Raw genomic sequence first — 20,868 nt, 5'->3', positions numbered from 1 at the left:
AAAGGACTCATCGTGCGTACGCGCCATATCTTCCACGCCGTCGATTCGCACACCGAGGGCATGCCCACGCGCGTGATCACAGGTGGTGTCGGTGTGATCCCCGGCGCCACCATGGCCGAGCGCAGGCTCCACTTCATCGAGCACCTCGACCACCTCCGGACGCTCTTGATGTACGAGCCGCGCGGACACTCCGCCATGAGCGGCGCCATCCTCCAGCCGCCCACCCGCGCCGACGCCGACTACGGCGTCCTCTACATCGAGGTCTCCGGGCTGCTGCCGATGTGCGGGCACGGCACCATCGGGGTCGCCACCGTCCTCGTCGAGACGGGCATGGTGCCGGTGAGCGAGCCGGTTACTCAGGTGCGGTTGGACACCCCGGCCGGCCTGGTCACCGTCGACGTACACGTCCAGGACGGTGCGGCGAAGTCGGTCACGCTCACCAATGTGCCCGCGTTCTGCGCCGGCCTGGACCGCAAGGTGGACGTCCCGGGGTACGGGACGGTCACCTACGATCTCGCCTTCGGCGGAAACTTCTACGCCTTCGTCGAACTCGACGCGCTGGGGCTGCCGTTCGACCGCGCCCGCAAGGACGACCTGCTGGCCGCCGGGCTCGCAGTCATGGACGCGATCAACGCGTCGCCGGACCGGCCCGTGCACCCCGAGCACCCGGAGATCGCCGGGGTCAAGCATGTCTACCTGGCCGCTCCCGGCTCGGACGCCCACCACTCGCGGCACGCGATGGCGATTCACCCGGGCTGGTTCGACCGCTCGCCCTGCGGTACCGGCACCTCGGCGCGGATGGCACAGCTGCATGCCCGCGGTGCCTTGCCCCTGGACCGTGACTTCGTCAACGAGTCCTTCATCGGGACCCGCTTCACCGGCCGACTGGTCGCCGAGACGGAGGTCGGCGGGCTGCCCGCCGTAGTACCGACCGTCACCGGCCGCGCCTGGATCACCGGCACCGCTCAGTACTTCCTCGACCCGGACGACCCCTTCCCCGGAGGTTTCCTCCTGTGACCGCCGCTGCACCTACCCTCACCTCCCGCAATCCCGCCGACCCTTCCGATGTGCTCGTGTCGATTCCGGCCCCCGGTGCCTTCGCCGCGGCGGATGCCGTCGAGCGGGCCCGCGCGGCCCAGCCCGGCTGGCTGACCGGCGGTGCTGCCGCCCGGTCGGCCGCCCTGGGCGCGGTCGCCGCCGCCATCGAGGCCGCCGCGGACGAACTGGCCGCCCTCGCTGTCCGCGAGGTCGGCAAGCCGCTCGCCGAGGCGCGCGCCGAGGTCGCCAGGACCGTCGCGATCTGGCGGTACTACGCCCAGGCCCCCTACGAACCCAGCGGCGCCGTCCACGAACCCGCCGTCGGCCCGGGCCTGCTGCTGACCCGCCGCCGTCCGCATGGTGTCGCCGGCCTCATCACCCCCTGGAACTTCCCGTTCGCCATTCCGAGCTGGAAGGCCGCCCCGGCGCTCGCCGCGGGCAACACGGTGGTCCTCAAACCCGCTCCCGAGGCGACGGCCTGCGCCAGGCGCCTCGCCTCGCTGGTCGAGCAGGCCCTGCCGGCCGACGTGTTCACCGTGCTGCCCGGCGGAGCGACCGAGGGCAACGCACTCGTCTCCGCCGCCGATGTCGTCTCCTTCACCGGCTCGACGACCGTCGGCCAGGCGGTCGCGCGTGCCACCACGGCCCGGGGCATCCCGGTCCAGGCCGAGATGGGTGGCCTGAACGCGGCCATCGTCCTCCCGGACGCGGACATCGGGCAGGCCGCGGCCCACATCGCCGCCTCGATCGCCGGATACGCGGGCCAGAAGTGCACCGCCACCAGTCGCGTGATCGCGGTCGGCGCGGCGCTCGACCCCCTGCGTGAGGCGCTCTCGGAAGCCCTGCGGGCGGTGACGGTCGGCGATCCGGCCGACCCCTCCACCGTGTGCGGACCCCTCATCAACGAGCACGCTCGCGATCAGGTCAGCGCTGCCTGGGACGGGCTCTCGGTACTCGCGGGCGGAACCGTGCCCGGCCTTCCCGGCTGGTACGCGGCTCCGACCCTGGTCGAGAAGGTGTCCCCGGGCCACCGGCTGCTGTGCGAGGAGGTCTTCGGCCCGATCGCGGCACTGCTGCCCGCCGACGACCTGGCCCACGCGGTCCGGATCACCAACTCGGTCCCGTACGGCCTGGTCACCTCGGTCCACTCCACCGGACTGGACACGGTCCTGCACGGGCTCGACCAGCTCGACACCGGAATGATCAGGGTCAACGCGCCGTCCACCGGCGTCGACTTCCATCTGCCGTTCGGCGGCGCCAAGGCATCCAGCCACGGGCCGCGGGAACAGGGCCGCGCCGCCCTGGAGTTCTACACCTCCAGCCGCACGTACACCCTGTCACCTGCACAAACAATGTGACATTGTATGCTGGGTGGTCCGCTCGGCATGAAGGGATCACCACCGCTATGGGGCACCTGAAGCACCGCGATCTCAACGCCACCCGGGAGCGGCTGCGCGACCAGGTCGCCCACGCCCTGCGGGCCGCCCTGATCTCCGGTGAGCTGCGGCCGGGTGAGGTCTACTCGGCCCCGGTCCTTGCCGAGGACTTCGGGATCTCCGCGACGCCCGTGCGCGAGGCGATGCTCGACCTGGCCCGCGAGGGCTTGGTCGAGCCCGTCCGCAACAAGGGCTTCCGCGTCACCGAAGTCAACGAGCACGACCTCGACCAGTACACCGAGATCCGCGCGCTCATCGAGATCCCCATGGTCGGCCGGATCACCCGGTCCGGCGGCCGTGAGGAGCTGGAGGCGCTGCGGCCGGTCGCCGAGGAGATCGTGCGGGCCGCGCGCGAGCACGATCTCATCGGCTACCTGGAGGCCGACCGGCAGTTCCATCTCTCGCTCCTCGCCCTCTCCGGCAACGAGAGGCTCGTCGAAACCGTCGGCGACCTGCGCAAGCGCTCACGCCTGTACGGGCTCAACGCCCTGGACGAGCGGGGCGAGCTGATCCCGTCGGCGGAGGAGCACCTGGAACTTCTCGACCTGATGCTGGCGGGCGACGCGAAGGGTGCGGAGAAGTGCATGGCCAAGCATCTGGGGCATGTCCGCTCGCTCTGGGCCAAGAGCGAGGCCGCGGCGAAGTCCGCCCGGTAGCGGCCCGTTCGCGGTGGGCCGCAGCCCACTGAGGCGGGCCGCAGCCCATTGAGGCGGGACAGTCCCTCCATAACGTGGAGTTATGCGGACGTGAGGGCTCCCCGCCGGCAGTCGGCCACACCATGCTGGCCGTGCAATGTCACACTTCACGCTGCGGCTCTTGAGCTGTGAAAGGGATCCATGAACCCCGCGTACGCGACCGTCGACCATATCTTCACCGTTCCCCTGGACCACTCCGCCCCCAACGGGCCGGACATCCAGATATTCGCCCGGGAGGTCGTCGACCCGGCCCGTGCGGGCGAGCGGCTGCCCTGGCTGCTCTATCTGCAAGGCGGCCCGGGCGGCAAATCACCCCGCCCGTCGGCCGGTTCACCCGGCTGGCTGGCCCAGGCGCTCAAGACCCACCGGGTGCTGCTGCTCGACCAGCGCGGCACCGGCCGTTCCACACCGGTCACCGCCCGAGTCGCCTCCGGTTTCGGTTCCGCCGCCCAACTCGCCACATATCTCGGCCACTTCCGCGCCGATTCGATCGTCGCCGACGCCGAACTGATCCGCCGTCAACTGTGCGAGGGCGAACCCTGGGAAACCCTCGGCCAGAGCTACGGCGGCTTCATCACCCTCACCTACCTCTCCCAGGCACCCGAAGGCCTCAAGGCCTGCTACGTGACGGGTGGCCTGCCCGGCCTCACCGCCACCGCCGACGACGTCTACGCCCGCACCTACCCGCGGGTGCGGGACCGGGTCCTCGACTTCTACGCCCGCTACCCGGACGACGCCTCCCGCCTCAGCACGATCGCCGATCTCCTCGCGACCACAGAGGTCCGGCTGCCCGACGGGGACCGGCTCACCATCCGCCGTCTGCGCACCCTCGGCCTCGCCCTCGGTATGGGTGACGGCTTCGAGCGGCTCCACTGGCTGCTCGATGAATCCCTGGACGCCGACGGCGAGTTGACCGACACCTTCCTCCACCAGGTGATGAACCTGACCGGCTTCACCGACAATCCGCTGTTCGCCGTGATGCAGGAGACGCTCTACGGGCAGGGCGTCGGCCCGACCGGCTGGGCAGCCTCCCGGGCACTCGCCGGATTCTCCGAATTCACCGAGGAGGCGGACCCCCTCCTCCTCACCGGTGAGATGTTCTACCCCTGGATGTTCCGCGAGATCAAGGGCCTGCGGCCCTTCGCGGACGCCACCGACCTGCTGGCCGAACGCGTCGACTGGCCGCCGCTGTACGACCCCCACCGCCTCGTCGCAAACCAGGTCCCCCTCGCCGCGATCGTCTACCACGACGACATGTATGTCGACGCCGGACTCTCCCTGGGTACCGCGCGCGAGGTCGGCGCCACCCGGGTCTGGGTCACCAACGAATGGGAGCACGACGGCGTCAACGCCTCCGGCGGCCGTGTACTGGCCCGCCTGATGGACCTGGCCGCGGGCCGCGCGTAACCCAGCTCGTCCGTCCCTTCCCTCCACTTCCTCCCCTCTTTCCGCTGCCTCCGATGGGAGAGCCATGTCCGCCCTGCCGACCCGACTGCGGCCCCTCGCCGCGGCATTCGCCCTCGTTTCCTGCCTCGCCGCCCCGGCTACGGCAGGTGCGGAGACCAAGCCCAACTCGCCAGCCCCAGCCCCAGCCCCAGCCCCTGCCGCTGATTGCGCTCTCCCCGGCAAGACCGGCTGGACCGACGAAGGCCACAACACCGACGCGGCCCAGTTCCAGCACGCCGGCGGAAACCACCGCGTCCTGACCCTGTTCGTGGACTTCCCCGACGCACAGGCCACGGACTCCACGGACGCGTATGCCACCCAACTCGCCCCTGCTGCCGACTGGATGAGCAGAGCCAGCTACGGCCGCTCCCGGCTCGGCATCAGCTCGTTGCACCGCTGGATCCGGATGCCCGCGGACTCCACCTCGTACGGGTTCGCGCGCGGCCTCACCTTCGAGGCCCACGAGAAGTACCTACGCGACGCGATCACCGCCGCCGACCCCTACGCGGACCTTTCCCGGTACGACATGGTCTACGTCGTCCCCACGAAGGCGGCGGCCGCGATCTCCTTCTCCCCGACCTACCTCTACGACCCGACCACGCCCGGAGTCACCGCCGACGGCACCCGCATCAAATGGGCGGTCACCTTCGGGCAGGACATGTGGCGTTGGGGATACAAGGTCGCCGCCCACGAGACCGGTCACACCTTCGGCCTCCCGGACCTGTACTCCTTCACCGGCGCCACCCACCAGTACGTCGGCGGCTGGGACGTCATGGGCAACATCGCAGGAGCCGCCCCGCAGTACCTCGGCTGGCACTCGTGGAAGCTCGGCTGGACCCGCGGCAACCAGGTCGCCTGCCTGCCCGGGCCCGGACGCCGCACCGTAAAGCTGACCCCGGTGGAGCGCCCCGGCGGGACCAAGATCGCCGTACTGCGCACCGGCGAGAGCACGGCGTACATCGCCGAATCCCGCCGCGCCGAGGGCAACGACAAGGGCGCCTGCTCCACCGGCGTCCTCATCTACAAGGTCGATTCCGCCGCCCAGACCGGCGAGGGACCGGTCAGGATCATGAACGCCAACCCGACCGCCACCCCGCCCACGGGCTGCACCCAGCTGGACATGGCCGCATACAAGCCTGGCCAGACCTTCACCGATCCGGACACCGGAGCCCGGATCGATGTCCTGGCGGGCGGCGACGCAGGGGATGTGGTGCGGCTCAGCAAGACCTGACCGTCAGCCGCGCAGCTGGGCGTCTTCAGGCGCGCACCGTCCGGCGGCGCTGTTGCTCGCGCCAGTTGACGAAGGACACCTCCTCCGGCAGGGTCACGCTGATCGTCTCCTCCTGAAACGCGGTATCGCCGAGGAGCCTCTGGAGGAACTCGGCCATACCGAAGGGGTGCACCTGGAACGCCGGACTGGTGTGCCGCCCGCACACGAGCACCGGCCACCGGTCCGGGTCGTCGTCCGTGGTCAGCCAGCAGTAGATGTCGGCACCCGTGCTGACGCCCCACGCAACGATGGACCCGGGGTCCACGTCGAAGTCGGCCTCGTCTTTGCACATCTCCCAGGTGAGACGGGCGTTCTCCGTCTCGTCCCGCAGGCCCGACCCGTCCGTGTACGTGTCGGACTGCGGTACCGGCAGCAGAACCACGATCTCCCCGCTGACCAACCCCGCCCCGTACACCTGCATGAAGCGGACGTAATCCGAGGGGAACCGGGTCTTCCAGATCTCCTCGGCCTCGCTCCAGTCGATCCGTTCGTCCACCCCGTACGTCGTCGGCATGAGCCGTGCGAGTGCCGTCACCGAGTCGTTTCCGTCCACTGCCGCACCCCTCACTCCCCGCGGCACCCGCCGCGCGTCGCGCACTGTCTCCGAGGGGCCCAACCTACGAGACCTTGGCCCATCACCTGGGAGGGGGCCCTGGGCCACGACGGACAGCGGCGACCGTGACAGGGCGACCCGCAGCGGCTCGGCGTACAGCGTCAGTGAGGAGCCGAGCCACAAGGGGGCGGTCTCGGTCTGCTGCGCGGTGCGTATGTCGCTGTTCGCGGCACCGTAGGCCCGTACCTCGGTCAGATCGGCACGGTAGTGCGCGGAGTCCACCGCGAACTATTCCTGCCCGCGGAAGCGCGGCACGACCAGCCCGGTTTCGTAGGCGGCGACAACTGCTTGTGTCCTGTCGCGCAGCCCGAGCTTGTTCAGCACCCGGCTCACATGCGTTTTCACCGTCTCCTCGGTGACCGTGAGCCGACGGGCGATCTCCGGATTGGACAGGCCCTCGGCGACCAGTCGCAGGACCTGGGTTTCGCGAGGGGTGAGCGTGGCGAGTGCGGCTGCGGCAGGGGCCCCGGAGCCGGGCTGCATCTGGGCGAACTCGCTGATGAGCCGGCGGGTGATGGCCGGGGCCAGCAGCGCCTCGCCGAGGGCGATGACACGTACCGCGTCGAAGAGCCGCTCGGCGGTGACGTCCTTGAGCAGGAATCCGCTGGCTCCGGCGCGCAGCGCGTCATAGACGTACTCGTCCAGGTCGAAGGTCGTCAGGATGAGGATGCGCGGCCCGGCGCTCGCGGACTCGGCGAGCTGCCTGGTGGCTTCGATGCCGTCCACGCCCGGCATACGGATGTCCATGAGGACGACGTCGGGGGACAGCTCGTTGCAGATGTGCACCGCCTCGGCCCCGTCGGAGGCGGTCCCGACGACATGGAAGTCCGGCTGGGTGTTGAGCAGTTCGGCGAATCCGGTGCGGACCACCAGATGGTCGTCGGCGATGACGATCCGGACCGTCGGGAACTGAGCGCTCATGAGGCGGTTTCGTCCTTTCCGGGCAGGAGGGCCTCGATGAGGAAGCCGCCGCCGGCGGCGGGGCCGGTGCGCAGCTCGCCACCGACGGCCGCAGCGCGTTCTCGCATGCCGGACAGCCCGTGACCGCCGGCCGCTGCTGCCGTGGGTGGGCCGGGCCCGTTGTCGCGGATGAGCAGCCGCAGGGCGTCATGGGCGTAGTGCAGTTCCACGTCGACGGCGGCGCCCGGCGCGTGCCGCCGGGCGTTGGTGAGGGCTTCTTGGAGTATGCGGTAGGCCGCGAGCTCAAGTCCGGGGGCGAGGGTGGCCGGACGGCCGCGGAGGATGAGACGAGTGCCCGTTCCGGACGTTTCCCGTGACTCGTCGAGCAATGCGTTGAGCTCCCGCAGGCGCAGGCCCGGCTGGGGCTGCCGGCTTGCTGGATCCGTCGTCGCGTCCTCGCGCAGTACGCCGAGCAGCCCCCGCATCTCGGACAGCGCCGCCCGCGCGGTGTCGCCGATGGCCGACAGGCGCTCGGCACCGGCGGCCGGCAGTCCCGGGGTGGCCAGCCGGGCCGTCTCGGCCTGCACGGCGACCATGGAAATGTGGTGGGCGACGACATCGTGCAACTCACGGGCGATGCGGGCGCGTTCGCCGCGCGCCGTGTGCTCCACCAGGGTGTCGGCGATCACCCGCCGAGCGGCGCTGTTCTCCAGGGCCTCGCCGTGCGCCCGCCGGGCGATCCCCGTCATGGCCGCCGCCGGGGCCAGGGAGGCCAGCAGCAGGAGGTGCACCCGAACCTCACCGCCTGCCGGACCGGCCAGCGCCAGCACCGGGAACGGCGTGGACAGAAGCACAGCCGGCAGCTGCGGGCCGCTGCGGCCGAGCCGGTATCCGGTGAGCAGTTGCGTACCCACGCCCGCCACGGTCAGCGTCTGGAAGGCCACGAGTGACAGCACGACCGTCGTGGAGACGACAAGGGCGGCCGCGGCCGGCTGTCGCCACAAGAGAGCGACCGGCAGCGTGGTGGCCAGGCCGAGGAGGACGAACACCACGACGTACAGCGGCCCTTCAGCGCTCCCGGCAAGGGCCGGGCACCCAGCTGTTCTGGCCGCGCACGGGGGCTGACGGCTACCGCGGGCTCGTGTCGGTGGTGGGTTGCCGCCCGAGGCCCCCGTAGTAGGCCGCGAGAGCGTGGAACGCCTCCTTCGGTTCCCAGGGCATGCCGGGGTAGGTGCGTGCGGGGGCGGGGGCGGGGGAGTCGTCCCCATCGAGGAGCTTGACGATGCCGTACGACGCCAAGTCCAGGTCCGAGCCGGGGGCGGCGCGGTGGGGAGTGCTGTAGCCGGCGAAGCTGAACCAGAACACCGTGTCGATGCCTTCCTCCTCGAATACGGGCATGAGGTCGTGCAGATAGCGGACCTGCTCACCTTCGTCGCGCACCAGATCTGCCTTGAGGGTGACACCGTCCGGCTCCATGGCCAAGTACCAGCCCGCGCCTCCGAAGTCGCCTGCCCCCTGGTAGGTGCAGCAGCCGACCTCCATGATCGCGACCGGCTTGCCATGGACGAGGTCCGTGCGGAGGTCGTCGCGGTATGTGGCGGCGTTCCGCAGGCTGCGGTAGGCGTCGAGGCCGACGATGTCGAACGGACTCCAGTCGACGCCGTCCAGCGGGCTGGACGCATAGCTGATCGGGCCCCCGAAGGCCGGCCGGACAGTGTGGACGACCTCGTCGAGGAATGCGTTGACCCGGTCGGGGATGCCCTTGAGCGCAGCCTCGCGCCCAGGGCCCGCAAGGACCGGGATACGGGCGGAGAAGGTGTCTCCGGGAAGGTATCCGGCTGCGAACACGCTCAGTTCGCAGCCGGTGACGAGGACGACGTCAGCGCCGTCGCGGCGCAACTGTTCGGCCTGCTCGGCGCAGTGGGCGAAGTACGGCAACATCTGCTGGTTCGTCATCTCGCAGGGGAACGGCGAGTACCAGACCTCCAGTCCGGCGGCCGCGGCATGTATCGCCGCCGTGGTGAGCCGGTCGGGGTCGCCACCGGTGATGCGTACCGCCGAGCAGCGCAGGTCCTCCGCGATGATCCGCATCTCCTGCTCAACGATGCGGGGGTCGAAGGACGGACGGGAGCTCTGGCCATTCGGTGAGGTGCCGGTGTCGTAGTGGATGCCTTTGCCGCGCATGCCAACCAACCTCTCCAATAAGAGTCAATGCGTATCTTACGTGCTCGACAGTTAAGATACGCGATGTGTCCAAAGAACCTGCGCGCACGCGCCGAAGAGGCGCTGAGCTGGAAGCCGCGTTGCTCCAGGCCACCTGGGACGAACTGTTCGCCGTTGGCTACGCACAACTGACGTACGAGGCCGTGGCCGCCCGCGCCGGTACCAGCCGCGCGGTGCTCTACCGTCGGTGGTCGAACCGGCGGGAGCTGGTCCTGGCCGCGTTGCGCCACAAGGCGCCACCGCTGGCGGCCGAGCCCCCCGACACCGGCGAGTTGCGTGGCGACGTACTGGCATTGCTGCGTCTCGTCGTCAAGCGGATGGGGGAACTCGCCCCGATCCTGCAGGTGCTCGCCGAGGAGCAGAGCCACGACACGGAGCTCTCCGCATACCTCGCGTCCCGGAACCGCGGCGCGGGTTACGAATGGATGCGTACGGTCCTGGACCGGGCAGCTCGACGCGGCGAGGTCGACCCGGCGGCTCCGCTCCCCGACCGGCTGGTCACGCTTCCGGTGGTACTGGTCGTCAACGAGCTCACGATGGCCCGCCATACCCCCTCCGACGCTGATCTCGAGGAAGTGGTGGACCTGCTGTTCCTGCCGCTGGTCATGCATCACCAGAGGTGACTGCCCAACTGAGCCGTGTCGCCCGCCGCTTGATCGTGGGACGTGCCTCGGGCTGGAGCGCCCGTCGGCCGAAGATGCCGTGGTCCGTGCCGCCCAATTGCGTGCGCATCGACGCCAAGTGCCTCGGCGAGTCCCTATCTGCAGGCGGTATCCATTCCTCCACCGAGGAGTGTGAGCTGCCAGGCAGTGCTGCCACCGTGTCTCGTTGGACTTAGGGTCCCCGGATACCTCGGAATTGGATCACGGAATGATGGGGTTCGAGCGCAGACGGGGCGGCGCTCGTCAGGGGCAGAAGTGATCAACATCGCTATGAACGCGGACACGTTGGCGGCAATGCGATGCGCCGTATCACTGTTGATGCAAGCCGGAGTGGTCCTGCACCCGCATCGCCCTCAATCCGTGAGCAATATGAGCGTGTACGGACAGCAGGTCGACGCCGCCAGCAGGTCGACGCCGCGCTGCAGGAACGGCATCGGCATCTTCTGTCCGCACTGCGCGGCGAGATCCGTGGTTATGCACCGGACTTCATGACTCCCGGGGCGTCCGCAATCCGCAAAACGGGCTCTCGACGCGGAATTGCACAAGGTCGCCACGACGCCTTCTTCGGTGGTCGCCCGGCAGATGAACCGAATGAGCATCATCGCCCGCAGCGGTCCGCACACCGCACTGAACTCCCTGCACCGGCAGATCACTTACCGCTGCGGCGCTCTGCACCTGGAGAGCGAACAGCGGATCGAGGTGGCCGGAACCACGGACATCACACTTTTTCCTTCGGAGCTGGCGCACAGTTGGCTCGTCAGCGTGGATCCCTGGCGGGAACGCGGCATCTACCTCATCTATCCGACCCGCCGCCCCAACGGACCGGACCGATCGGCCAGGGGAACCGACCCGCTGCTGGGAAGTGTCATCGGGCACTCCCGGTCCGCCCTGCTGGCCGACCTCGACGTGCCCTGTACCACCACGCAACTCGCCGACCGCCAACACCTCAGCTCATCGACCGTCTCCTACCACCTCACCCCCTCTCCGTGCAGGGCCGGTCACACGGGTACGAGAAGGAAGCCGGGTGTACTACCAGCGCACAGCCAACGCCGATCGGCTCTGCCTACGGTCGACACGTGATGACGGTGCGAGAGGGCTGCGCCGCGACAGGCCGGTCCGCCCTGCTCCGAGGCCGGCGGCGTACCACGAGGGAGTCGTATCGGCCTAACTGATCGTTTCAGAACGAGGTGCGGAGGTGCCTCAAGCAGATGACGGAAGAGGCGGGTTGAGGATTCCTTGGTCGATGTAGATCCCCGCACGGTTCCCGCCGCGCGATGTCCGCACCTGCCTCGACCGGACGGTACTGCGCCCGCACCTGCGCCCGCACCTGCGCCCGCACCTGCGCCCGCACCTGCGCCCGCACCTGCGCCCGCACCTGCGCCCGCACCTGCGCCCGCACCTGCGCCCGCACCTGCGCCCGCACCTGCGCCCGCACCTGGGCGGGCGCCGTGGGCGCAGCATTCTTCCGGCACGATCTTGACCACGGCCGGGTCACCCGCAAGGGCGCGACCCGCATCGTCGCCGTCACGGACGCGGGACGTGCCGTACTGCGCGAACAGCTCGGACTTGGAAACGCGGCACTGGAGGCATCCGGCTCAGAACCCTTCTGCTCCTCCCGACCGTCCCGAGGCGAAAGCTGAAGCCTGACGTGGAAGCTCCGCAAAAGCCCGGGCTCTCGGTCCCACCATGATCCGCACGGTCATTCGGTCCCGGTGGCGGGCGCGTCGTCCCAGGCCAGTGAGGACATTCTCCAGCCTGACGGGGTCCGGACGAACTGGGTGGTCTTGTGGCCGGAGCCCTCGAACCACTCGCCGTGGTGGAAGCCGGACTTGCGGTATTCGCTGAACCGGTGCGCGATCGATCCGAAGATCTCGGTCCGCTCAGCGACCTCCCATTCGCAGAACTCCGTCAGCGTCCCGTCTGTGAGCATCTTCTGTCGGGGCTCGATGAACGCGTCGAGGTCGTAGATCACGGGCTCGTCCCCGACGTTCGCGATGATCCTCCCCTGCGGAATGAAGACATCGCGGATGACCTCGAGGTCCGGCCGGCTGTCGCCGGTGTTGGTGAAGGCGCCGACGAACACGCGCATCAGCCGATCGAGCTCGGCCTGGACGCGGGACCCGGGCACGTCCCCGAGAGACGGCCATTCGTCGGAAAGGACCGACCAGACTTCGCTGTCGTGCCGCACACCTCGGTACGGAGAACGCTGTCGCAGCACGCCGTCGCGGGTCATGCCCAGTCGGCGCGCGACGTCGATGCTGCGGGTGTTGCCCGCCGCGACCCACCATTCGACGCGGCTCATCCCGCGTTCCTGGAAGGCCCAGTCGATCAACAACCGGCAGGCCCGGGTCACCAGGCCCCGTCCCTCCCCGGCCTGCTCCAGCCAGCAGCCGATCTCGCACACCCCGGAGGCGCTGTCGAAGCGGGTGAACATGACGCCGCCGACCAGCGTGCCGTCCAGCCAGATCCCGTAGATCCGGCCGGTGTCCTGGGCCAGACGGTCGGCGTAGCGCTGGAGGGTGGCCGTGGCCGAGTCGAGGTCGGTGCTGAACGTCGCCCAGGGTATCCACGGGTCCACTGAGCCCCGGGCGCGGTCGATATGGGCGAGGAACTCCTGTGCCTGCCAGGGCTCCAGGGGACGGAGTTGGGCATGGTCGCCGAGCGGCAGGGTGAACATGGGAGCCTCGCTCTCTGGATGCATAACAAGCGTTCGGTACGTAAGCTAGCAGCATGCCGCCCGCACCTGGAGACCGTGAAGCCCGCCGCAAGGACGTATCCGAGGCGGTGTGGCACGTACTCGCCGACAGGGGGTTCGGCGGGCTGACCCTGCGTACCGTCGCCGCTGCGATGGGGGTCTCGACCGGGATGCTCATGCACTACTTCCCGACCAAACGGGCCCTGATCACACACGCCTTGGACCTGCTGGAGAAGCGCACCGCGGAGAGGCCCCGCCGCGCGCGTCCCGCCGCGGGCCTCGCCACCGTGCGCGCCATGCTCCTGGACATCCTGCCGCTGACCCCGGGCGACACCGCCCGCAACCGCATCTGGGTCAGCTCCTGGGACCTCTCCCTCGCCGACGACGGGCTGACCACGGAACAGGCCGACCGCTACACCCGGCTGCGCTCGACGATCCGCCCGCACCTCGAAGCCGCACGTGACCTTGGCGAGCTCCCCGCAGCCGTCGACCCGGACCAACTTGCCGCCACTGCCGTCGCCTTCACCCACGGACTCGTCGTCCAGGCCCTCTTCGACCCCGGCCGATTCCCCCAGGGCGTGCAGATCGCCATGCTCGACGACTTCCTCGCCTCGACCGCGCTGCCCCGGTCCGACGGCGGCAGCCGACCGGCCCCTGGTGTCAGCGTACGGTCTTACTGATCACTTCAGAATGAGGTTCGCAGTCGTCTCAAGCAGATGATGCTGCAGGCGAGTTGGAGCAGGCCGAGGTGGAGGTCGGCGCGTATCTCGTAGCGGGTCCGCAGTCGTTTGAACTGGTGGAGCCAGGCGAAGGTCCGCTCGACGACCCAGCGGGTCTTCCCCAGGCCGGAACCGTGGGCGGTGCCCTTGCGGGCGATCTTCGGTGTGATGCCTGGAGCTCGGAGAAGGCGGCGGTATTTGTCGTAGTCGTAGTCGTAGCCGCGGTCGGCGAACACGCGCTTCGGCCGTCGGCGAGGCCGCCCACGAGTCCCCCGGATGTGCGGTATCGCGTCGAGCAGGGGCATGAGCTGGGTGATGTCGTGGCGGTTTCCGCTGGTCAAGGAGACGGTCAGCGGTGTTCCGTGCCGGTCGGTGATCAGATGGCGCTTGCTGCCCGGGCGAGCCCGGTCGACCGGCGAAGGTCCGGTGTGAGCCCCCCTTTCTTCGAGGCGGTTGGATTGCTCCGGGGCTGGTGATCTGGGGGTGCGGGGCGGCACGGCCGAAGCGGTAGGAAGTCAACGACGAGCTGTGGGCTGTGATCGAGCCGTTGCTGCCCAAGGTCGAGCGTCGGATGCGGCATCCGGGACGCGTGGTCCTGGGCGCCCGCGGCTACGACGACGACAAGTACCGCCGCCCGGTCCGGGCCGCTCGGTGTGAAGCCGGTGATCGCCCGCAGGGGCACCGAGCGCGGTTTCGGCCTGGGCGGCCAACGCTGGACTGTGGAGCGGGCGTTCGCTCACCTGCACTGGTTCCGCCGCCTGCGCATCCGTCGGGAGAGACGCGGCGAAATCCACGGAGCGTTCCTCACTCCGGGATGCGCGCCGATCTGCTGGCGAGGCCTGAACTCACTGCGAGAGGAGTTCTTGAGACGGCATGTGGCGCATGGGAGATCCTCCTGGGCCGACGGCAGCGCCGCACGCGGCGCGCCGCGGCTTCGCGAGGAAGCTGTCCGTCCACTGCGGACGACAGAGGGAAAGGGGAGTACTCACTCCCTTCCATGATCAACATATAGCGCACCGGGGGGCTTGCGGCAAGACCCTGGTCGTACCGCAGAATCATCGGCCGAGGCCAGGATTTGCGGAAATGGGAGTACGAAATGCGTGTGTTGTTGTCGGGGTATGACTCGCGTGGGGGCGTCGAACCGCTGGTGGGACTCGCGGTGCGGTTGCGGGAACTCGGCGCGGAGGTGCGGGTGTGCGCGCCGCCGGATGAGGAGTTCGCGAAGCGGCTGGCCGGGGTCGGTGTGGAGATGGTGCCGACCGGCCAGTCGGTGCGCCAGTTGGTGACCGGCAAGACGCCGCCGTCGGCGGCAGGCGTGCCCCGGCGCGCGGCCGAGTTGGTCGCCGCGTTCTATGACAATGTCACCGTGGCGGCCGAGGGGTGTGATGTGCTGGTGGCGACCGGCCTCGTGCCGGCCGTGGCCGGCGTGAAGTCGGTCGCCGAGAAACTGGGCATCCGCTACGTGTACGCGAGTTACCAGCCGGTCAGCCTGCCGTCGCCGCACCACCCGCCGATCCCGCGGCCGGGCCGGCCGCTCCCACCTGATGTGACCGACAACCGAGTGCTGTGGGACCGGGACGCCCAGGACGCGCAGGCGGTGTTCGGCGAGGCGATCAATACCCACCGGGCGTCGATCGGCCTGCCGCCGTTGGACAACGTCCGTGACCACGTCTTCACCGACCACCCGTGGCTGGCCGCGGACCCGGTCCTGGCCCCGTGGCAGCAGCCGGCGGACCTCGACGTGGTGCAGACCGGCGCGTGGGTCCTGCCGGACGAACGCCCGCTCCCCGACGAGTTGGTGGCATTCCTGGACGCCGGCACACCACCGGTGTACGTGGGCTTCGGCAGCATCCCCATGCGCGATCCGGAGGACGTCGCCCGGGCGGCCATCGAGGCGATCCGCGCGCAGGGCCGCCGTGCAGTCGTCTCCCGCGGCTGGGCCGACCTGGCCCTGATCGACGACCAGGACGACTGCTTCGTCGTCGGCGAGGTCAACCATCAGGCACTGTTCCGCCGGGCGGCCGCCGTCGTGCACCACGGCGGCGCGGGCACCACGACGACGGCCACCTGGGCCGGCGCGCCTCAGGTGGTGGTACCCCAGGGGGCGGACCAGCCATATTTCGCCAGCCGGGTGGCCGACCTGGGCATCGGCGCGGCACACGACGGTCCGACGCCGACGTTCGACTCCCTGTCGGCCGCGCTCAAGACGGCCCTGACCCCCGAGACCCGCGCACGAGCAACCGTCGTGGCCGACACGTTCCGCACCGACGGGGCGATGGTGGCCGCGAAGCTGCTGCTCGACGCCGTCGGCCGAGAAAGGCCGCCCATGTCCGCGTGAACCACGCGGGATCGTCGAGCCAGGGACAGTGCCCGGCGCCGGGCTGTGCCGCCAACTTGGCATGCCCGAAGAGACCGGCACACTTCGTGGCGTTCCGCCGCGGCAGCCCGAGGCACCGTCACCATCGCCGCGCTCCTCGTCTGGCTCTGATCATGACCGGAGCCAGACGAGGAGCGGGCGCTCAGGCACGCTCGGCGGCGAACGGTCCGTCGATGCCGAAGGCCAGGGCGGCGAAGCGTTCGCCGAGGCGGCGGTGGGTGGCGGCGTCCGGGTGGACCTGGTCGGGCAGCGGCAGCTCGGCGAAGTCCGTCGGACCGTAGAGGTCGCGGCCGTCGAGGTAGTGCAGATTCGCATCGTCGGCCGCCCGCTGCTTCACGATGCGGGCGAGTTCGTCCCGGATGACGTTGAGCGTCAGCTTCCCGCCGGCCCGTTCTGCGGGGTCGCCCGCGGCCTTGAACTGGAGCTTTCCCTCGCCGAGGTTACTGAAGTCCGGGGCGGTGGGGCCGGGGGTGTCCTCGTGGATGGGGCACAGGATGGGCGAGACGACCAGCAGCGACGTGGTGGGATGCCCCTCACGGATGGTGTCGAGGAAGCCGTGGACCGCCGGAGTGAAGGCACGCAGACGCATCAGGTCGGTGTTGACCAGGTTGAGGCCGATCTTGACGCTGATCAGGTCCGCGGGCGTGTCACGCAGAGCGCGGGCGGTGAACGCATCGAGCAGGGCGCTGCCGCCCAGGCCGAGGTTGATCAGTTCCACGCCGCCGAGGGAGGCGGCCAGCGCCGGCCAGGTCGTGGTGGGGCTTGCGGCGTTGGAGCCATGGCTGATCGAACTGCCGTGGTGCAGCCACACCTTGCGGCCCCCGGCCGGCCCGGCCTCGACGGGGGCGTCGGTGCGCAGGGCGACCAGCTGGGTGATCTCATTGTGCGGCAGCCAGATCTCGACGTCCTTCACACGGTCGGGAAGACCGGGGAACCGAACGGTGCCGACCGGGCCGGGCCGGGTTTCCGCAGACCCGGTGGCCATGTCCACCGTCAGGACGTTGCCGCCGGTCACACTGGCCTGCCCGGCCAGGCGGCCGTCGACGAGCAGGTCGTACACGCCGTCCGGACGGGGCGGGGCGCCCTGGTAGGCCATCTTGGTGCGGAGTGTGTCCAACTCGACGGCGGTGGCCCGGGTGCGGAACACCAGCCGTACGCCGGAGGGCTGGGCCTCCGCCATGGCCAGCTGCCCGTCGGCGCACTGTGCCCGGGCCCGGGCGGGCAGTCGGTGCGGCAGCACCCCGTGCTCGGTGCGTTCCAAGTCGAGTGCGCCGCGCAGGAGGTCCGCGGTGATGGGCGTGGTGGTCCAGTCCGTCGCCCCGGGCGTGGTGGAAGAGCCGGGGACGGGGTCGCGCTGAGACATCATGACCTCAGCCTGTCAATCGGAAACCTGGTCCGCACATGAATTTCCGGCCCACCACCGTCGTGGTCGAGGCCGACAGTCGGCGACCGCCAGGCGGTCAGCGGGGCCATCCGCTGGCTCGCTACCGTCTGCCGTTGTGCAAGCCATCCGCCCGTGATCGGGGAGGTGGGGTCTGGTGTCGTTCAGCATCAACTGGTCCATCAGGTAGGTGCGTTGAGGCTTTGTTTCCAGCGGGGTGATCTGACGCTCTTGGACGGATTCTCGTAACAGGCAGTGCTGCTCAGCGCTCTCGACCAACGCCGCGGGAGGCAGGAGTGGCACGTGTGACTTCGGCGTCGCCACGAACCTGCGGCGGCGCCGGCTGGCACAATGGCCGTTCGTGATCAGGCCCGGGACCGGGGGATTCGTGCGCCGACTGACGTGGAGCATCTGGGTAGTGGCAGCTGCCGTCGTTTCCGGATGTGGCAGCGCAAGTACGGCACCACCCACGCACACCCAGAAGGTGAAGCATCCCCGTGCGGCCCGGTTGGCCATGCCCGAGACGATGGTGGGCGGTCAGTACAGACGTGAGCACGACGCAGCCGATCCTGATCAGGGGTTGGCTGAGCTGATGTCCGGTCAGGTGCGCGAGGCCCGGCCGGCCTTTGGGGTGTACCGCCCGGCCGCGGAGAAGGGCGGCCTCCTCGCCGTCACCGGTGTGTACGGCAAGGTTCGCGATCCTTCTGCGGCTCTGCGGGAACTCGTCAAGCTGCTCGACAGGCGGGACGGCGATCCCGTCATCAAGATCGGGCCCAAAACGATCACACCGGCCGGCTCCGACGAACCCGTTCAATGCCGCGTGGTCTCACGGACCATCCCGGTAACGAGCACCCGGTCCTTGGACATGGCGTGTACCTGGGCTGACTCTTCAACGGTGGCGCATGTGGCCCAAGGCCTTCTGCCCAGCACCCGTCCCAACCCGAACGAGAGGGACCTGAACGCCTTCGCGGCCAAGGTGAACCAGATCCGCGACGAGGTGCGTGACAGCTAGGTGTGCCGTTCCGGCACGTTGGTGACGGGAGACGAGCCTTGCAGCCCGGTCCAATACAGTGCGGAGGCTATGACGGTTCTTGCTTCTTTCGCCTTTGTGCGCCACATCGATGGGCTCCGCTACCACTTCGAACGGGACGGCGAGCGCCACGGCCGGCCCGCCTATCGCCGAACGGATGGCCAGGTGTGGTGCATCTGGGCGCCGACCGAAGGCTGGCACTGCGAGATCGCCGACGGCCTCGTCACCGCACATCCCCTCAACAGTCACGGTGACGAACCCGAACCCCCTGCCACCGTATGGCGCAGCTTCAAGCGCGACCGTTCCTACCTCTACGACCTGTGCCCCCTCGAATCCGAAGCCTGATCCGTGGGACAGGGTCTGGGCGGCCTGTCCGTTGAGGCGTTGCACCACAGCGCGGACGGTGACGTGCGGCACGCGCCCGGCGGCGGGAACGGGGCGTCCTCGCGCACCTGGCCCACGGCCCCGGCCAGGATCATCACCGCCGTCACAGTGGCCCTTGCTTGTCCAGGAGGGCGGGACGGAGACCTGAGTACGGGACGCACGCAAAGGCCAGGCCCGGGGCACGCGCCCGCGAGTGACGTCATCGGTCGGCTGGTTCAGGAAGATGACCGTGCTGTGGTCACGAGATCCGCCATGGCTGCGGCCATGCGTTGGTGGAAGCGCCACAGGAAGGGATCACGGGGGCTGGGTGAACCGAAGAATCCCTGTGGCGTCACCCGTCGGGCGTGTTCACCTCCCTTGCGCCATTCCATGAGGTCCTCCGCGCTCAGCCCCGTCGGCTTCAGCTCGGCCATGGCGTCGTAGTCGACGAGTTCGGGGAACCAGCGCATCATCAGGGCGCTTTCGATCTCTTCGGCGTGAACGCCGAGTTCACCCGTCAACTCCAGGCCCTCGAAAAGCGGTTGCATGGCGAACGACGCCAGGGCGGGGGTTGATGAGCAACCGAGCCGGTCGGCGATGAAGTCGGGTTCCAGCAGCACGACCCCGGTACGCCCTTGATCGTGCTGTCGCTGCACCACGTCAAGCAGCATGCGGTTGTGGGCGATGTCCCCCTGATGATTGATCACGTAGATCCGGTCAAACCCGTCGGTGGACAGGGAGTCCAGGATGTCGGTGTGCAGAGCTACGGCGGTCTCGGGGCGGGTCCGGAACGTTCCGGGGAACGCCGACGACACCTGGTTGATTCCCCAGAAGACCGGCGGAGCGATCAGGGCCTCCACCCCACGCTGCTCCAGCTCCGCCATCACCAGGCGACAGAGTTGGTAGGCACCGTACGCATCGGTACCCAGCGGCAGGTGAGGGCCGTGTTGTTCGATGACCCCGGTGGGCAGCAGAACACATGCCCCCCGTTCGGCTGCTGCCTCTACCTCCGGATAGGTCAGGTCGGCCATCGTCCGAGCGAAGATCGAGTAACCGTTGTTCATGAAGCCCCCCTCGACTGGTTCTGCGCCACGTGGCGCAGAACCCCGCGCCATCCTTGCGCGCAGCGGGCGTTGCGTGCGAGCAACAGCTCCGACCAGCTCCTGACCGGCACGTTGTAGAAAGATCACAAATGAAACCACCGCCTCCACGATCAACCGGCCCAGTGTGATTTCGGCCCGCACTGCACGCACACCGATGCCGGGGAACCGGACTCGACTCGGGCGGTGAAGGTCACCGGTCGCGCAGATCGGGGAGAGAACGGCAGCGGGTCGTGCGGTGTGTAACCAAAGTGGCCGAGAGCCGCTGCGGGCTCCTCACTCAAGAGTTGGGGCCCATCGCCGTCTCCCCGGCTTGCGGCCGGTCTCGTTGCCACCGGCGGAACACTCAGGGTGTCGCCTGTGCGGGCGGCCCGTACCAGGCCTGGGCCAAGTGCGCCAACGGCAGGTACGTCTTCGGACACGCGGTGCGCAACTAATCGTGGTCCTACGCGTATCGCACCTCCGTGCACTCCTACCGCGTCGCCGGCGACGTGAACCACCTGTAATGAGTCTTCAGCGCTGAGCCCTGAGCTCTGCTGGGCACTGTCGTCGGCGTCACCGTTCTTGCGGTGACAGTTCACGTTCGGGACGTCGGGCCAGTCATCGGCGCGGGGGCGGCTGCGGCCGGCGGGACCCTGTCATCCCCTGTGCGGGAGCAGGAGGGCCCGTCGCCGCGCAGGCCACGAAGCCTCTCTCGGCGAACGTTCCTGGGATGGGCCGTCGACCGGTACCCGGGGCGAGTGGCCGATGCCTGCTGTATCGCCCGCCCTGCGGACGCTCCGCAAGACCGATCGGCAGCCGGTCCCGGGCGGGACCTGCTCCCGGTGCACCCGGCCCCACTCCCGGGTCTTCGCATCAGAGACCGCCGTCCCCAGGGCGTCCAGCAGTAGCTGCTCCGGATTGGTGGGCGTATGCCGTGC

At 69.3% G+C, this 20,868-nt stretch carries 19 protein-coding genes and 1 pseudogene; 12 read left to right on the top strand and 8 right to left on the bottom strand.

Translation table 11 applies throughout. The annotated features are described in order from the left end of the window. Positions 1-12 precede the first annotated feature (12 nt). The 5 genes from KI385_RS04255 to KI385_RS04235 all read left to right on the top strand — a co-directional run bounded on the left by KI385_RS04255 (position 13) and on the right by KI385_RS04235 (position 5,846). On the top strand, positions 13-1,017 hold the full coding sequence (locus KI385_RS04255) for a proline racemase family protein (protein WP_238570882.1): 1,005 nt from the start codon (positions 13-15) through the stop codon (positions 1,015-1,017). Next, positions 1,014-2,396: an aldehyde dehydrogenase family protein gene (locus tag KI385_RS04250; RefSeq protein WP_238570881.1), complete on the top strand. Its 1,383-nt coding sequence runs from the start codon at positions 1,014-1,016 to the stop codon at positions 2,394-2,396. Before KI385_RS04255 ends, KI385_RS04250 begins: the two co-directional genes overlap by 4 nt. A gap of 47 nt (positions 2,397-2,443) precedes the next feature. Then, the gene (locus KI385_RS04245; protein WP_238570880.1) at positions 2,444-3,130 is read left to right on the top strand and encodes a GntR family transcriptional regulator; all 687 of its coding nucleotides are present in this window, start codon (positions 2,444-2,446) and stop codon (positions 3,128-3,130) included. A gap of 180 nt (positions 3,131-3,310) precedes the next feature. Then, positions 3,311-4,576, top strand: coding sequence for an alpha/beta fold hydrolase (locus KI385_RS04240; RefSeq protein WP_238570879.1), 1,266 nt, complete (start codon positions 3,311-3,313; stop codon positions 4,574-4,576). 64 nt (positions 4,577-4,640) lie between these two features. After that, positions 4,641-5,846 (top strand): M6 family metalloprotease domain-containing protein, encoded by a 1,206-nt coding sequence (locus KI385_RS04235; protein WP_238570878.1) that lies wholly within the window; start codon positions 4,641-4,643, stop codon positions 5,844-5,846. Positions 5,847-5,871: 25 nt separating this feature from the next. Here KI385_RS04235 and KI385_RS04230 read toward each other — a convergent pair whose 3' ends face one another. From KI385_RS04230 to KI385_RS04215, 4 genes are all read right to left on the bottom strand, one after another. Then, positions 5,872-6,720: an SMI1/KNR4 family protein gene (locus KI385_RS04230; protein WP_238570877.1), complete on the bottom strand. Its 849-nt coding sequence runs from the start codon at positions 6,718-6,720 to the stop codon at positions 5,872-5,874. Between the two features lie 6 nt (positions 6,721-6,726). Next, positions 6,727-7,419 (bottom strand): response regulator, encoded by a 693-nt coding sequence (locus tag KI385_RS04225; RefSeq protein ID WP_238570876.1) that lies wholly within the window; start codon positions 7,417-7,419, stop codon positions 6,727-6,729. Continuing rightward, complete coding sequence (locus tag KI385_RS04220) at positions 7,416-8,450, bottom strand: sensor histidine kinase (RefSeq protein ID WP_238570875.1); 1,035 nt, start codon at positions 8,448-8,450, stop codon at positions 7,416-7,418. Before KI385_RS04220 ends, KI385_RS04225 begins: the two co-directional genes overlap by 4 nt. A 76-nt stretch (positions 8,451-8,526) precedes the next feature. Further along, a complete protein-coding gene (locus KI385_RS04215) occupies positions 8,527-9,582 on the bottom strand; it encodes a glycoside hydrolase family 113 protein (protein ID WP_238570874.1) in 1,056 nt (351 codons plus the stop codon). A 65-nt stretch (positions 9,583-9,647) separates the two neighbouring features. On the opposite strand from KI385_RS04215, the gene KI385_RS04210 reads away from it, so the two are divergent. From KI385_RS04210 to KI385_RS04200, 3 genes are all read left to right on the top strand, one after another. Further along, the gene (locus KI385_RS04210) at positions 9,648-10,244 is read left to right on the top strand and encodes a TetR/AcrR family transcriptional regulator (RefSeq protein ID WP_238570873.1); all 597 of its coding nucleotides are present in this window, start codon (positions 9,648-9,650) and stop codon (positions 10,242-10,244) included. Positions 10,245-10,874: 630 nt separating this feature from the next. Beyond that, the gene (locus KI385_RS04205) at positions 10,875-11,363 is read left to right on the top strand and encodes a hypothetical protein (protein WP_238570872.1); all 489 of its coding nucleotides are present in this window, start codon (positions 10,875-10,877) and stop codon (positions 11,361-11,363) included. 194 nt (positions 11,364-11,557) lie between these two features. Next, on the top strand, positions 11,558-11,923 hold the full coding sequence (locus tag KI385_RS04200) for a hypothetical protein (protein ID WP_238570871.1): 366 nt from the start codon (positions 11,558-11,560) through the stop codon (positions 11,921-11,923). A gap of 59 nt (positions 11,924-11,982) precedes the next feature. Here the strand turns inward: KI385_RS04200 and KI385_RS04195 are convergent, their stop codons facing one another. Further along, entirely contained in the window at positions 11,983-12,960 is a 978-nt protein-coding gene (locus tag KI385_RS04195) for a GNAT family N-acetyltransferase (RefSeq protein WP_238570870.1), read from the bottom strand. A 53-nt stretch (positions 12,961-13,013) separates the two neighbouring features. Between KI385_RS04195 and KI385_RS04190 the strand changes: the two genes are divergently transcribed. Further along, positions 13,014-13,658, top strand: a complete 645-nt coding sequence (locus KI385_RS04190; RefSeq protein WP_238570869.1) for a TetR/AcrR family transcriptional regulator — start codon at positions 13,014-13,016, stop codon at positions 13,656-13,658. Positions 13,659-13,663: 5 nt separating this feature from the next. Here KI385_RS04190 and KI385_RS04185 read toward each other — a convergent pair. Beyond that, a pseudogene (locus tag KI385_RS04185) lies at positions 13,664-14,134 on the bottom strand (IS5 family transposase); the annotation flags it as partial. Between the two features lie 659 nt (positions 14,135-14,793). On the opposite strand from KI385_RS04185, the gene KI385_RS04175 reads away from it, so the two are divergent. Further along, positions 14,794-16,035 carry a glycosyltransferase gene (locus tag KI385_RS04175; protein WP_238570868.1) on the top strand — a complete coding sequence of 414 codons (1,242 nt, stop codon included), beginning with the start codon at positions 14,794-14,796 and terminating at the stop codon, positions 16,033-16,035. 181 nt (positions 16,036-16,216) lie between these two features. On the opposite strand, the gene KI385_RS04170 is transcribed toward KI385_RS04175, so the two are convergent. Then, positions 16,217-17,437, bottom strand: coding sequence for a GDSL-type esterase/lipase family protein (locus KI385_RS04170; RefSeq protein WP_238577556.1), 1,221 nt, complete (start codon positions 17,435-17,437; stop codon positions 16,217-16,219). A 502-nt stretch (positions 17,438-17,939) separates the two neighbouring features. Between KI385_RS04170 and KI385_RS04165 the strand changes: the two genes are divergently transcribed. Together KI385_RS04165 and KI385_RS04160 are read left to right on the top strand one after the other, a co-directional pair. Next, on the top strand, positions 17,940-18,467 hold the full coding sequence (locus tag KI385_RS04165) for a hypothetical protein (RefSeq protein WP_238570867.1): 528 nt from the start codon (positions 17,940-17,942) through the stop codon (positions 18,465-18,467). Between the two features lie 69 nt (positions 18,468-18,536). Further along, a complete protein-coding gene (locus KI385_RS04160) occupies positions 18,537-18,830 on the top strand; it encodes a hypothetical protein (RefSeq protein WP_238570866.1) in 294 nt (97 codons plus the stop codon). Between the two features lie 254 nt (positions 18,831-19,084). Here KI385_RS04160 and KI385_RS04155 read toward each other — a convergent pair whose 3' ends face one another. Then, positions 19,085-20,059 carry a creatininase family protein gene (locus KI385_RS04155; RefSeq protein ID WP_238577555.1) on the bottom strand — a complete coding sequence of 325 codons (975 nt, stop codon included), beginning with the start codon at positions 20,057-20,059 and terminating at the stop codon, positions 19,085-19,087. Positions 20,060-20,868 lie beyond the last annotated feature (809 nt).

It is taken from the genome of Streptomyces inhibens (assembly GCF_022221585.1).
Classification (GTDB): domain Bacteria; phylum Actinomycetota; class Actinomycetes; order Streptomycetales; family Streptomycetaceae; genus Streptomyces; species Streptomyces inhibens.
Note: the sequence above shows the minus strand (reverse complement) of the source record. Positions and strands in the feature narration are given on the sequence as shown.

What these genes read in the sequence shown, in the direction of transcription:
- KI385_RS04245 (WP_238570880.1), top strand. Translation starts at nt 2,444, where the DNA reads ATGGGGCACCTGAAGCACCGCGATCTCAACGCCACCCGGGAGCGGCTG.
- KI385_RS04240 (WP_238570879.1), top strand. Translation starts at nt 3,311, where the DNA reads ATGAACCCCGCGTACGCGACCGTCGACCATATCTTCACCGTTCCCCTG.
- KI385_RS04235 (WP_238570878.1), top strand. Translation starts at nt 4,641, where the DNA reads ATGTCCGCCCTGCCGACCCGACTGCGGCCCCTCGCCGCGGCATTCGCC.
- KI385_RS04225 (WP_238570876.1), bottom strand. Translation starts at nt 7,419, where the DNA reads ATGAGCGCTCAGTTCCCGACGGTCCGGATCGTCATCGCCGACGACCAT.
- KI385_RS04215 (WP_238570874.1), bottom strand. Translation starts at nt 9,582, where the DNA reads ATGCGCGGCAAAGGCATCCACTACGACACCGGCACCTCACCGAATGGC.
- KI385_RS04205 (WP_238570872.1), top strand. Translation starts at nt 10,875, where the DNA reads ATGAGCATCATCGCCCGCAGCGGTCCGCACACCGCACTGAACTCCCTG.
- KI385_RS04200 (WP_238570871.1), top strand. Translation starts at nt 11,558, where the DNA reads ATGTCCGCACCTGCCTCGACCGGACGGTACTGCGCCCGCACCTGCGCC.
- KI385_RS04195 (WP_238570870.1), bottom strand. Translation starts at nt 12,960, where the DNA reads ATGTTCACCCTGCCGCTCGGCGACCATGCCCAACTCCGTCCCCTGGAG.
- KI385_RS04190 (WP_238570869.1), top strand. Translation starts at nt 13,014, where the DNA reads ATGCCGCCCGCACCTGGAGACCGTGAAGCCCGCCGCAAGGACGTATCC.
- KI385_RS04175 (WP_238570868.1), top strand. Translation starts at nt 14,794, where the DNA reads ATGCGTGTGTTGTTGTCGGGGTATGACTCGCGTGGGGGCGTCGAACCG.
- KI385_RS04170 (WP_238577556.1), bottom strand. Translation starts at nt 17,437, where the DNA reads ATGTCTCAGCGCGACCCCGTCCCCGGCTCTTCCACCACGCCCGGGGCG.
- KI385_RS04160 (WP_238570866.1), top strand. Translation starts at nt 18,537, where the DNA reads ATGACGGTTCTTGCTTCTTTCGCCTTTGTGCGCCACATCGATGGGCTC.